Consider the following 13,016-nt stretch of genomic DNA (forward strand, 5'->3'; position numbering starts at 1 on the left):
ATTTTTTATTTTAAAGTAAGGATTTCCTCATTGTGGTATTAAAAATATCCAATATTAAAGAATGAAAACCTCCATATATCAGCTATTTATTTCTACACACCTCATCAAAAATCCTTCTTTTTACGCAAAAAAATTTTAAAGGACGGTCTTAAACCGTCCTCTTTGAACTACCTAATACATCTATTTTATTTTCAATAACCTTCTGAACGGCATAATTTGAAGGTATTAATAGATCTCTACAGGAGTCATTAACTTTTGCCTTCCCGAAATTTTCCTTTGCTGCAGTAACCCATGCCACATTTAGCTCAGTTCCTACATTAACCTTAGATATTCCACCTAAAATACATTTTTTTAAATCCTCATTAGAAACGCCAGTTCCTCCATGAAGTACTAGTGGAATATTTGTTACATCATAGATTTCTTTTAATACATTGAAATTAAGCTTTGCTTTTGATTTATACTGTCCATGTGAAGTACCAATAGCTATTGCTAAAGCATCTATACCTGTTGCTTCTATAAATTTTATTGCATCTTGTGGACGTGTATATATAATTTTTCCATCATTAAGAGCTACCCCTTCTTCAGTACCTCCAATAGTTCCTAATTCTGATTCCACTGATACACCATGTTTCGATGCATATTCCACTACTTCCTTCGTCTTCTCAATGTTTTCCTCTAAGGGCAGTGCTGAAGCATCAATCATTACTGAAGAAAACCCATTATCAACGGCTTCTTTAATTGTATTAAAATCCTTTGCATGATCCAAATGCAGTGTGACATTAATATCAGCTTTATTAGCTAAATATTTTACTAGATTGCTTAGCAACGAAGCACCTATATATTTACATGTAGTTGGCGATACTTGTAATATGATTGGTGAATTTTTAGCTTTAGCAGCTTCTATCATCGCAGGAACCATTTCCAGGCAATGTATATTAAATGCACCTACTGCAAACTTATATTTTCTAGTATTTTTCAAAATTTCTTTTAGCGTTACATACATATTAAACAACTCCTTAATATTTTTTCTATCTCTAATTAAATCCTTAATAAATACATAAGATCATTAATTTTAATCATGTATTCATTAGTAAATTATATATTTTCCAAATTGAGGATAAGCTTAGCCAGATATGAAGATTTACTCCAAGCTTTGTTCAACGTTGCACAGTTATTTATTAGCACACTTTTATCAGTTTAATGACATTTGTGTGCAAAAGAAGGTACTACCTCAGTTTATTTGAGGTAGCAAAACCATCTTCTGCACCGCCATATCCATATCTTCCCTACTACAGAAAATATTGCATTGTACTAGATTTTATATATTTTTAATCTTAAACTCTTCCACGAATTACATCCTTCGATAGTTGCAGTAAACTATCAATTTTCTCTATATAATGCTTCATGCTCTCATCATCTTTTTTGCTTATGGCTTCTTTTCGTTTGATATTATACAGCTTTACTAATTCTGTATATGCTTTGCCAAGAGACTTATTTTCGCTAATGCTAATTTCATAGTACTTTATAGCATCATCTATTTTATCTGCTTCAAAATACAAACTTCCAATCCTGTTTAATACTTTAATCCTCTCATCACCTGACACTGAATCGATAGTATTGATTAAATTTTCTGCTTCATCTATTAATTCCTTTTTATCTAATTTTTTAGTATCTTCTCCATTTGCCATTGATGAAGTTTCTTTTTTCTTATTTTTCTTAAAAAACATCAATATCCCCTTCTATATACTATAATGCTTTAAGAATTGGAGTAATAATCCATGCATAAAGTAGTGCTGCTGTTACAGTATCTACATCTGTTGCTGTTGCATTAATAAAGCCCATTTTATTAAAGCTTATCACTAATAATGCTGGAAGCAATGTTATAAAGAATCCATGAGCTATGGTAGAAATTATAGCCCCTCTTCTACCTCCAGCTGCATTAGCAAAGACACCTGCTGTACCACCAGCGAAAAAGTTTGTTAGCATTCCTGGTAATATCATTGCTAACCCAAACATAGGCAAAACGAACATTGCAATAACACTGCCTATTGTCGTTCCTACAAAGCCAATCGTTACAGCATTTGGTGCATACGGGAATAATACTGGGCAATCAAGTGCAGGCTTAGCATCTGGTACAACTTTTAATGCAATTCCTCTAAATGCTGGGACAATTTCAGCTAACAAAAGTCTAACACCCGCTAATAACACATAAACTCCTACAATAAATTGAACTCCTTGTAAAAATGCATATACAACATAGTTGACATTTCCTGAAAGCTGAGAACCAAATTTAGCTCCTGCAAATAAAGCTGTTACAATGTAAAGAGGTATCATAACAAGTCCAACAGAAAGGTACGTATCTTGTAAGAATTCAAATCCTTTTGGTAATTGGATATCTTCAGTTGACTTAGTTTTATCACCAACCAGTTTGGACACTCCGGCTGCAAAAATATATCCAATTGTGCAAAAATGTCCTAATGCAATATCATCGCTACCAGTTATTTTGCGAACAATAGGTTGAGCGATAGCTGGCATCGCTACTGCAAAAATTCCTCCAACTATTCCACCGACAATTACTAATGGTGCTCCGCTTAATCCAGCAAATTTTCCGAATACAGTAGTCATCGTAGCCATCCACAGTATAGCTTGCCCAGTTAAGAATATATATTTCCATTTGGTAAATCTTGCAATGATTATATTAACAATGAATATTGCTAGAAACGTTAAAGCAATCTCATTTCCAAGATGTAAATTATTCATTGCTTGCCCATTAATTGCTTCGATAGATGGCACTATGCCTTGAAGTCCAAATCCCTTTGTAAATATTTTGCCAAAATAGATTAATGATTGTACTATTATCCCAGATCCGGCAGATAATACTAAGAAGCCTAACAATGTTTTAAATGTCCCAGATATAATTTCTCCTACTTTTTTCTTTTGTAGAATTAACCCAATTAATGATATTAATGCAATTGTAATAGATGCTTGTGTTAAAATGTTTTTAATTATGAAATTTACTATTACCATGATTATCCCCCTTATTAAATTTATAATTCGCCTTTTTCTTTTAAAACAGGAATCAGCTTCTCTTTTATTTCCCTTTTATCAACTAGCCCGTTTAAAAATATAACGGTAGCGTCAGTGTTGTATCTTTTTACCTGTGGTTCAAAGTTTTTTGCAGAAATAATGATATCTGCATTTGAACCGCCAACTGAAGAAATATCAGCATGATCTAATATTGCAGAAACATTAAGCTCCTTTAATACAGATTCGACACTCATTTGGCAAGCAAAGCTACTTCCTAATCCTGCTCCACAAACCATTAGTATCTTTAACATTTTCTTACCTCCTCGTATAATTATCATTAAAGACAATAAATTTATCTTGCATCTTAAAATTTAATAAAATGCATTAATAATTCTACTTAATTTTAAATAATTATATTATTTTTCATTTATAAGTCTACTAACACTTCCTTTAGCTCTTTAAATTTTTTTCAGTTTAATTAATTCCACTTCTCCTCTATATCTTTAATAATATTGTGATAAATCTGTAAACATTTAATTCTTAAATTGATTTTACAAGTAGTATTTCATCATCAAAATTGCTGCCCAATCCATTCAATCTAAAATAAATAGTTCAAGCTACGTAATTTTCTTTCCAATTATCATTCCTTTTTCTAAAGCTATTTTTAACAAATTATTATCAAGTTCTTTTCTATTTGATACTACCTTAAATAGCGGAACCAAAACGCACCTGCCACGATCCCATCCAACCATATATCCTGACTTTCCATTCTTGATACTTTCTATTGCAAAACTACCCATTTGTAATGCTAACAATGAATCAGCTGGATCCGGATCTCCTCCTCGTTGAAAATATCCTAACACTGAATGTCTTACCCTCATGCCTGTAAGTTCCTCTATTTTTTTGCCTATTTGCAAGGATATTCCTTGATCACCAGGAATATAATCTCTGGTATCATATACAGACTCTGAACAAACTATTATTACATAATCATTTTTACTTTTTAGTATTTCATTGATCCTATTTACAATATCTTCAGGCCGTCTAGTCATTTCGGGAATTATAGCAATGTCTGCCCCACCCGCTAGTGCACTGGCTAATGCAATGTGTCCTGAATTTCCCCCAAAAACCTCTACCATAAAAATTCTTCCGGGCATATTATGAGCTGTCTGATGCAAACTATACAATACATCTGTAACTCTTTTAATTGCTGTATTATAGCCAATTGTACATTCTGTTCCATATATATCATTATCAATAGTCAATGGAATTCCTAAGCATGGCATTCCTTGCTCAGTCAATAATTCGGCCGCTTTGAAAGAACCATCTCCACCACATACAATAAGTGTATTTATACCAAGAGATTTAAGACGTTTAATTATCTTTGCCCTGCCTTCTTCAGTTCTTGGTGCAGTACTTCTTGAAGTTTGTAAAATATAATTGCCACTTACATTAGCTTGTCTTAAATTAATATCTTTAAAATAAATTGGTTCTGAATTTAATATGCCATCATATCCGCCATTAAATCCACATATTTCAATGTCGGTATTTTTACTGATCATCCCAAATAATGCAGAATTAATACCTGGCGCATCTCCTCCACTAGTTATGACAGCAACTTTTTTAATAGGTTCCATATCTACAATCGCTCCTTGATTTAATCCTCATTAAAATTTTTATTGATTATAACACAGTTAGTACTTCTTCAATTTTTTTAGCTTTAATTATTTTTTCAATCATTTTGTCGTCGCCAATTAATTCTACCAGCTCCGATAATGCTTTTAAGTGTGATGAATGGTCTATTGCACATAGGCATACGACAATTTTTACTGGATCGTTTTCTTTGTTGCCGAAATTTACGGGATTCTTAAGAGTGATCAAACTCATACCTATCTTTTTTACTCCTGCTTCCGGCCTTGCATGTGGCATCGCAATGCCTGGTGCTATTACAATATATGGCCCTATCTCTTTTACAGAATTTATCATAGCGTCTATATATCTATGCTCTATGGCATCATCCTTTTCTAAAAGCTCACCACCTATCCTCACTGCGTCTTCCCAATCTTTCGCTTCTATATTTAGTTTAATAGTTTTTTCTGTCAAAAGGTCTTTTAACAACGGTTCAGCAACTCCTCTCTCTTCACCAACATTTGCAACATTTAAATATTCTGATAGGTCCTCTATTAATTTTTGTCTATCTGCAATATTACAATGTTTTTCGATTATTTTAACTATATCATCAAGTTTCGCCACATTTGATTTTACATTTTTAATAAATCCCTTTAGTTTTTCAATATCCATTTCAGTTAATAATGGATTTACAATAACTGTTTTAACATTTTTTATATCAACGGGTACTGTAGATACAATTAAGTCGACATGTTTTTCTTTTAATATATCTTCAACCTGATGGTATGCTGCGGTTCCTTTTATATTTACATCGAAGACTGATTGAAGCCTTGAAGACAACATCTTTGCTGTCCCTATTCCTGTACCGCATACAACCAAAATGTCCGGCTTCGATATATTTAATGATTTAATCTTCTCAATTGCCGCGCCAAAGTGCATCACAATGTATCCTATTTCTTCATCGTTTAATACATTATCAGTATACTCTTCTAGAGGTTTTAAGCTCCGCTTTACAATTTCAAAAAGTTTACTGTAATTTCTCTTTATTTCATCAAGTATAGGATTTTTTAAATCAAGTCCATGTTTAAGCCTGTATATCGCTGGCCTAATATGCTCTATAAGTCCTTCGAAAAGCTGCCTATCTTTTGACAGATCTAATTTGATTTCATTTTCTACATTTTTTATTATTTTTTCAGTTATTAGCTCTAATTCAAGCCAATTTTCTTCTTTAATCTTTCTTTTATTTGTAACATTACTCCCCAATAAATGCACTGTAATATAACCAATTTCATCAATCGGTATATTAACCTTAAAATGTTTTTCAAGCATCTTTGCTATATTTGAAGCAACGCTGAATTCCTTTGTCATCTCCAACGATTTAAGCTCATCAGTTGGCATTACTATGTCTCTTCCAAGCTCTATTCTTTTTATTGCAATTGCAATGTGTATTACAAGCCCTGTAAAGGCTGCATCTGAAAATACTGTCTCCAGTTCACTTTCTGCAGTTTTAATACACTCTTCGATGTATGATAAATCTATATTCTCAAAAAGTTTTTTAATTTCATTATCCATGCCAACATTGATTCTTGTGTACATAGGCATTTTTACTATATCAAGTGCCTTCTCTATATCAATAGTCTCTGTAAGAAGCTCTATCGCAGCTTTTCTAAGTTTCTTTTCGTCCCCTAAGACTTTGATCCCATACTTTGGTGCTGATTTTAGCTCAAGTCCATGATCAGAAAGCCATTTCCTTACTTTATCGAGGTCATTTATAATAGTGCTTCTAGATACCATAAGATTATCTGCAAGTGTATTAATTGTTGTGTAATCCTTCTGACCAATTAGATTGCTTAATATAATGTTTACTCTTTCCTTCTGTGATAGTGCATAATGATAAATGCTAACGTTATCTAAAAGTTCTAATACCTTATCTTTGTCTTCTAATGATTCAGAAAATTTCACACCTACATTAGGCTTTCTTATTAATTGTGGCAAATTATTGTACTTTAAGAATTCATCAATTGTATCAAGGTCGTATCTTATAGTCCTTGAGCTAACTTTAAATGAACTGGCCAGTTCATTAATTTTTATGGGGAGGCTTGTATTTACAAGCTTTGTCAATATTTTAGTACATCTTTCATTGAGTATGATAATTATCACCTCTTTCATTACCAATTATATTATCATTTGTTGTATTTGAAAAGCTTAACATTTTTCACTGCAAATGTGGCAAAACTGTACTATAACCAATGCCTTACTAATATATTTCCCCGAACTAAATTTATTTTTTCCTGTTATTTTCTATAAAATCTTTCGCTTTCGTATTTTTGAACATAAAAATACCGCCTCGACTTATTATGTCTTAGCGGTTTAGTTTATCTATCGTGAGAAGGCTCATATTTAATCTTCTTTCATAAACTTATCGAGAGTTTCTCTATCCGGCAGTCCATCGTTGTCACCTGGTGACATGATTATTATTGCTCCTATTGCATTTCCCCTTTTTACTGCATCTTTAAGTGTAAGCCCTTCTAATAGTCCGCTTATTACACCTGTTGCAAATCCATCTCCGGCACCAACCGTATCAACTATTCTTTCCACTTTATAGCCGTTCACAGTAAAGCTCTCACCTTTTGTCTTAACATATGCTCCTTTATCGCCGATCTTGATTATGACAGTTTCTACGCCTCTACCTAAGTAATAATCAGCTATATCGTCTGGATTTTCCGATCCTGTCAAAATAAGGCCTTCTTTTATGCCCGGCATAACTATGTCGCATTTAGATGCGATGTCGTTTAATGTAGACACCATCTCATCTTCGCTTTGCCAAAGGCTCTTTCGTATATTGGGGTCAAATGATATCCTTATGCCGTTTTCTTTTCCAATCTCAATCATTCTATATACCGTATCCAATGTGTCCTTTGAAAGGGCCGCTGTTATGCCTGTAATGTGTATATGCTTCAACTCATCTAAATCACAATCAATGTCATTCGGTGTCACGTGTGATGCCGCCGAACCCTTTCTAAAGTAAAATATATCCGGATCACCTTGCGATGTTTTCGATTTAAGCATGAACCCTGTTGGATATTCATCGGTAAACTTTATAGATGAAACATCAATTTTTTCTTCCAACAATTTTTCATAAATGTACTTCCCGAAAGGGTCATTGCCAAGCTTTGACACATACTTTACAGTGTGTCCAAGTCTCGACAACCCTATTGCAACATTAGCTTCTGCTCCTGCCAATGCCTTTGTAAACTTATTTACTTTATCAAGTGTCCCTTCTTCCTCAGCTATAAATAATGCCATGGGTTCTCCTACTAATAAAACTTCTGCCAAAATATCACCTACTTATCCAATTTACTTTACTGCATTTACGAGCCTCTTTGCTCTTTCTTCTAAAAGGTCCAGATTGTCAAAATTTATTCCCTTTGTCAAATATCCACCAACACCAACCGCATATGCGCCATTTTCAAACCATTCATTAATATTCTCGTCATTTACACCACCTGTCGGCATAAATTCAAGAAATGGAAATGGCCCTTTAAGAGACTTTATTATCTTGGAATCTACAAATTCCCCAGGGAAAAGCTTTATAACTTCTGATCCCATTTTATAAGCTTTAAACATCTCTGTCGTCGTTGCAGCTGCCATTGAGAAAAATACATCATTTTTCTTGCAGTACGATGCAACTTCCTCAACAATGCACGGCGTCACAACGAAATCTGCTCCATTTCTTATAGCTTCCTCTGCCTGGCTTAATTCTAAAACAGTACCTGCGCCTATTATTTTATCAGGATATTTCTTTTTTAGCTCCTTTATTAATTTTCCAGCGCCTTCAACGGTATATGTTATTTCTATTATGTTTATACCGCATTCTATTACCTTTTCTGCCATCTTCATTCCTAATTCATAGTCTTTACACCTTATAACCGAAAATATCCCTTTTTTTGTTTTTTCTTTTATTTCCTTGATACTCATAATCTTCTTCCTTTCATAATTAATATATATTTAATAGGATTTTGTTGATCCCCTGATTACAAGAGTAGCATTGAGTATTAATTTTTGAGGTTTATCCTCTATATTCTTATTTATCCTTGACATAAGCCTTTTAGCTGACTCAACTCCCACTTCATATGAAGGCTGTGATATAGTCGTAATACCCGGCGGTATAAGAGATGCCCATCCCCAATCATCATATCCACACACTGCAATATCCTCAGGTATTTTTAAATTCAACTTGTTAATAACCTGAAGCACATTTAATAATACCATCCCATTAACTGCAAATACAGCCGGCCTAGCACCTTTATTGCTATTTATCATCGCTTTTAATTTTTCTTCAATTGAATTTAAATGATTATCTATTTCGAATATCAAATTACATTCATCTTTCTTTAAATATTTTTTACACACATCTATAAAAGCTTGTTTTCTTTCTGTTCGTGTACTTATATTTCCTATTTTTCCCGTAAAAAAGCCGATTTTGCTATATCCATTACTAATAAGATGCAGTATAAGCTCTGTTGTAACTTCATAATTATTTACAACAACAGTGTCAAATACTGTATTTTTAATGCTTCTATCAGCAAGTACGATTGGCAGTCCTTTTTTTGATAATCTTATTAAGAAGTCGTCATTTCCTCCGGCAGTATTGATAATCAGCCCATCAACACTGTTGTCAAGCAATGATAATATATATTCTCTTTCTTTTAATGGGTCATTATCGGTGCTGGCGATTATCAAATTATATCCATTTTCTTTGCATACATCACCTATTCCTTTAACGAGAATAGATGAAAAATGGTTACTTATATCAGATACAAGAACACCGATAAGCCTTGATTTATTAGATTTTAAGCTTCGTGCTAAATTATTCGGCCTGTAATTGAGCTCTTCAATGACTTTCTCGATATTCTCCCTTGTTGCATCTGACATGTATTCATATCGTCCATTAAGAAAGCGGGATATTGTTGTCTTTGAAACACCTGCCTTTTTTGCTACATCGTCAATTGTTATCTTAAAATTATCATCACTCATTAGACCACCATCATATATATTTATAGAAACCAGTTTACGAAACCGGTATATATAATAATTATATTCTACACAAATTTTAAAAATCCTTCTTTTTATAAAAATATTATATAATAAAAAGCACTGATATTACCAATGCATTTATCACATAGTCAATATATTCAGCTGAAATATACAACCGGTTTTATGTCATCTCATAATTTTTAATTTAATTTTCTTTTTAATCTCGTCATGGCATCATTAAAAGCTGCTAAATCTCCATCAATATTATGGATGTTACCCTTATTTTGCTTTAATATATCCTGGATTTTTGATAGTACCTTTTCGTTTTCAATCTTCATTTCCTCTATTTTATTTATGAGCTCATTTTCTACAGCTTCGTTTGAAATTTCAGCAATATTAATTTTTTGAGCATCAAAATCAAATGTATCATACTTGGAAGGTATTATAGTATCAATATTTAATTCTGATTTAATCTTATCTGATAGAACTATCTGTGCTTCATCTTCACCATGTACTATAAATATTTTTTCAGGCTTCTTTTTAAAGTTGCTGATCCATGTCATTATACCTTTTTGATCAGCATGATTTGAAAAGCTCTCTATATATTCTATATCTGCTTTAACTGTTATTTCTTCACCAAAAATGTTTACTGTCTTTTCACCATCTAAAATCCTTCTTCCAAGAGTACCCTTTGCTTGAAATCCAACAAATAAAATTGTACAGTTTTTTCTCCATAAATTGTGCTTTAAATGGTGCTTAATTCGTCCAGCCTCACACATTCCGCTGGCGGAAATAATTATTACAGGTTCTTTTATGTCATTTAATGCCTTTGACTCTTCCATTGAATGTGTAAAATGCAGATTTGGAAAGTCAAGAGGATAATCACCTTTTTTAATGTATTCCTGAGCTTCTTCGTCAAAATACTCAAGATGTCTTTTAAAAACACCAGTGACAGATGTAGCAAGTGGGCTATCTACATATACCGGTACTTTGTTTATAAACTCTATTTCATCTTTGTATAGTTCTCTATCTTTATGAATTTCATATAATAATTCTTGTGTTCTTCCTACAGCAAATGAAGGTATTATTACATTGCCGCCTCTTTTTATTGTCTTTATGATAATTTCCATCAGCTTTTTAGCTTTGTCGCCTACATCCTCGTGAAGTCTGTCACCATATGTTGACTCACATATGAGATAATCAGCATCATCAATATTTGTAGGATTTCTTAAAATCGGTATATCGCGATTGCCGAGGTCACCTGAAAATACCAATTTGGTTTCTTTGCCGTCTTCATTTACCCATATTTCAAGTATTGCAGAACCGAGCATGTGACCGGCATCATTGAATCTGACTTTTATATCCTTTGATGGAGTGAATATTTTGTTATATTCAATTCCGCAGAAAAGCTTCATTGATGCTTTTCCTTCATCTGCAGTATATAATGGCATTCTCAAAGACTTTCCTGCCCTTTTTCTCTTGCGGTTTTTCCACTCATTCTCTATCTGCTGTATATGTCCGCTGTCCTGCAGCATGTATTCGCAAAGATCTACAGTACCTTTAGTTGCATAAATCTTCTTTTTATAACCTCGTTTATATAGAAGCGGAATCCTTCCGCTATGATCTATATGTGCGTGTGTTAAAAGCATAAAGTCGATTTCATCTACATCAAATGCAAATTCCTGATAGTTGAATTCATCTTCTATCTCGCTTCCTTGAAACATACCACAATCTACCAGAAATTTCGTACTTTCAGTTTCTACAAGATAGCAAGAACCTGTTACTTCTTTTGCAGCACCTAAAAATGTAATCTTCATCGTATCTCTCCTCTCGTAAAAAAGCTTCAAATTGATAAAAATATTCATCTTTTTAATAATAGTCTTAATTATATTATACAATATTTTTCATAATTTTTATCTTAATATTTAATCTAGTCAAATACAAAAAAATACGGAGCTTATGCTTGACAATGACAAGCATAAGGCCCCGTATATATTATAATCCTGGATATGAAAAAAGTTCTGATATTACAAGCGTCACAGCGCCTACAGCACGATCCAACATTCCCAATTTTGATATTTCAACCGCAACATCATAGTACCTTGATACAAGACATTTACTATTTATATATTCCCTTATCGTATTTAACAAAGAATTGCCAATTCCAGATAACGTATTTCCTACTATGACTAAGTCTGGGTTGAAAGTATTTACAATATTTACTATACCTATGCTTAAATTTCTTGATATCTCCTCAATCGATCTTTTTGCAAGGCTGCTGCCCTTTTCAGCAATATCCACAATGTCATTTATATCTAAACTATTTATATTTTTAATATTCAAATAATCATCTTTTTCGCCAGATTCTAATCTTTCCTTAATATAGTTAAACAGCGCTTTTTCAGATGCGTAGTTTTCCCAGCACCCTCTATTGCCGCAAGTGCATAGATGATCATTTATATCTATCGTCATATGGCCCATCTCACCTGCTAAGCCAACAGATCCCCTGTATAATTCATTATTAATAATTATTCCTGTGCCAATCCCTATACCAGCGCTTATATAAATAAAATTTCTGGCGTTTTTACCTACACCGAACCATTTCTCAGCAATCGCGCCTGTATTAGCTTCGTTATCAATATAGACATTTAGATGAAACTTTTCTTCGATAATCTTTTTGAGCTCAACATTTTCCCACTTGAGATTTGGAGCTTTTAGCACAATTCCTCTCTTATAGTCCGTAATCCCTGGTACGCCTATGCCTATTCCCAATATGCCTTTTACAGTCTTTGGCGAGTTTGATATAGCCTCTTCTATAAGGTCAATTATCTTGCTTATTATGTCTTCTTTCTCCTCGCCAATCTTTAGATTTATACGCTTCTGCCACAATATATTGGCAAGTATGTCTGTCAAGATCACAAGTATATAATTTACATCAAGGTCAATGCCGACAACACAGCCAGCGAGGCTGTTTATCATGAGCATTATAGGCTTTCTGCCGCCCTTTGACTCACCAGGCCCTTCTTCTTCTACAAAACCATCTTTTATAAGCTCATCGACTAAAGATGATATTGTTGATTTATTTAATCCTGTTATATTAGCTAAATCAGCCCTAGATATTATAACTTTTTTGCGTATTGTATTAAGTACAATAGATTTGTTAATCTGCTTAATTAATAGCTGGTCACCTGTTATCATCAAATCACCTTACATTACTTCGTTTTCACCAACAACCTAATTTCATATTATACCATATTAGAATGTGTTGTCTCAATGATTTTGCCTTAACATAATAATCGAAAATCGCAGTAGAAAGTTTAACA

Annotated in this window: 11 protein-coding genes; all 11 read right to left on the reverse strand. The window is 33.1% G+C overall.

What is annotated here, in order from left to right; all coding sequences use genetic code 11:
• Positions 1-148: 148 nt before the first annotated feature.
• The 11 genes from CPG45_RS05020 to CPG45_RS05070 all read right to left on the reverse strand — a co-directional run bounded on the left by CPG45_RS05020 (position 149) and on the right by CPG45_RS05070 (position 12,891).
• Entirely contained in the window at positions 149-1,003 is an 855-nt protein-coding gene (locus tag CPG45_RS05020) for a class II fructose-bisphosphate aldolase (protein ID WP_096230910.1), read from the reverse strand.
• Positions 1,004-1,334: 331 nt separating this feature from the next.
• A complete protein-coding gene (locus CPG45_RS05025) occupies positions 1,335-1,727 on the reverse strand; it encodes a tetratricopeptide repeat protein (RefSeq protein ID WP_172856479.1) in 393 nt (130 codons plus the stop codon).
• 19 nt (positions 1,728-1,746) lie between these two features.
• Positions 1,747-3,027, reverse strand: a complete 1,281-nt coding sequence (locus tag CPG45_RS05030; RefSeq protein ID WP_096230911.1) for a PTS sugar transporter subunit IIC — start codon at positions 3,025-3,027, stop codon at positions 1,747-1,749.
• 20 nt (positions 3,028-3,047) lie between these two features.
• A complete protein-coding gene (locus CPG45_RS05035) occupies positions 3,048-3,338 on the reverse strand; it encodes a PTS sugar transporter subunit IIB (RefSeq protein WP_096230912.1) in 291 nt (96 codons plus the stop codon).
• A gap of 306 nt (positions 3,339-3,644) precedes the next feature.
• On the reverse strand, positions 3,645-4,664 hold the full coding sequence (locus tag CPG45_RS05040) for a 6-phosphofructokinase (protein WP_096230913.1): 1,020 nt from the start codon (positions 4,662-4,664) through the stop codon (positions 3,645-3,647).
• 46 nt (positions 4,665-4,710) lie between these two features.
• Positions 4,711-6,825, reverse strand: a complete 2,115-nt coding sequence (locus tag CPG45_RS05045) for a BglG family transcription antiterminator (protein ID WP_096230914.1) — start codon at positions 6,823-6,825, stop codon at positions 4,711-4,713.
• Positions 6,826-7,056: 231 nt separating this feature from the next.
• Positions 7,057-7,992: a sugar kinase gene (locus CPG45_RS05050; protein ID WP_096230915.1), complete on the reverse strand. Its 936-nt coding sequence runs from the start codon at positions 7,990-7,992 to the stop codon at positions 7,057-7,059.
• 21 nt (positions 7,993-8,013) lie between these two features.
• On the reverse strand, positions 8,014-8,634 hold the full coding sequence (locus tag CPG45_RS05055; RefSeq protein ID WP_096230916.1) for a bifunctional 4-hydroxy-2-oxoglutarate aldolase/2-dehydro-3-deoxy-phosphogluconate aldolase: 621 nt from the start codon (positions 8,632-8,634) through the stop codon (positions 8,014-8,016).
• Between the two features lie 30 nt (positions 8,635-8,664).
• Complete coding sequence (locus CPG45_RS05060) at positions 8,665-9,693, reverse strand: LacI family DNA-binding transcriptional regulator (RefSeq protein ID WP_096230917.1); 1,029 nt, start codon at positions 9,691-9,693, stop codon at positions 8,665-8,667.
• A 200-nt stretch (positions 9,694-9,893) separates the two neighbouring features.
• The gene (locus CPG45_RS05065; protein WP_096230918.1) at positions 9,894-11,510 is read right to left on the reverse strand and encodes an MBL fold metallo-hydrolase RNA specificity domain-containing protein; all 1,617 of its coding nucleotides are present in this window, start codon (positions 11,508-11,510) and stop codon (positions 9,894-9,896) included.
• A gap of 178 nt (positions 11,511-11,688) precedes the next feature.
• The gene (locus tag CPG45_RS05070) at positions 11,689-12,891 is read right to left on the reverse strand and encodes an ROK family transcriptional regulator (protein ID WP_096230919.1); all 1,203 of its coding nucleotides are present in this window, start codon (positions 12,889-12,891) and stop codon (positions 11,689-11,691) included.
• Between the last annotated feature and the right edge of the window lie 125 nt (positions 12,892-13,016).

The organism is Thermoanaerobacterium sp. RBIITD, assembly GCF_900205865.1.
Lineage (GTDB): Bacteria > Bacillota > Thermoanaerobacteria > Thermoanaerobacterales > Thermoanaerobacteraceae > Thermoanaerobacterium.

Excerpts from the sequence above, each read along its gene's own strand:
- CPG45_RS05040 (WP_096230913.1), bottom strand. The coding sequence starts at position 4,664 with ATGGAACCTATTAAAAAAGTTGCTGTCATAACTAGTGGAGGAGATGCG.
- CPG45_RS05030 (WP_096230911.1), bottom strand. The coding sequence starts at position 3,027 with ATGGTAATAGTAAATTTCATAATTAAAAACATTTTAACACAAGCATCT.
- CPG45_RS05055 (WP_096230916.1), bottom strand. The coding sequence starts at position 8,634 with ATGAGTATCAAGGAAATAAAAGAAAAAACAAAAAAAGGGATATTTTCG.
- CPG45_RS05025 (WP_172856479.1), bottom strand. The coding sequence starts at position 1,727 with ATGTTTTTTAAGAAAAATAAGAAAAAAGAAACTTCATCAATGGCAAAT.
- CPG45_RS05065 (WP_096230918.1), bottom strand. The coding sequence starts at position 11,510 with ATGAAGATTACATTTTTAGGTGCTGCAAAAGAAGTAACAGGTTCTTGC.
- CPG45_RS05020 (WP_096230910.1), bottom strand. The coding sequence starts at position 1,003 with ATGTATGTAACGCTAAAAGAAATTTTGAAAAATACTAGAAAATATAAG.
- CPG45_RS05070 (WP_096230919.1), bottom strand. The coding sequence starts at position 12,891 with ATGATAACAGGTGACCAGCTATTAATTAAGCAGATTAACAAATCTATT.
- CPG45_RS05035 (WP_096230912.1), bottom strand. The coding sequence starts at position 3,338 with ATGTTAAAGATACTAATGGTTTGTGGAGCAGGATTAGGAAGTAGCTTT.
- CPG45_RS05045 (WP_096230914.1), bottom strand. The coding sequence starts at position 6,825 with ATGAAAGAGGTGATAATTATCATACTCAATGAAAGATGTACTAAAATA.
- CPG45_RS05060 (WP_096230917.1), bottom strand. The coding sequence starts at position 9,693 with ATGAGTGATGATAATTTTAAGATAACAATTGACGATGTAGCAAAAAAG.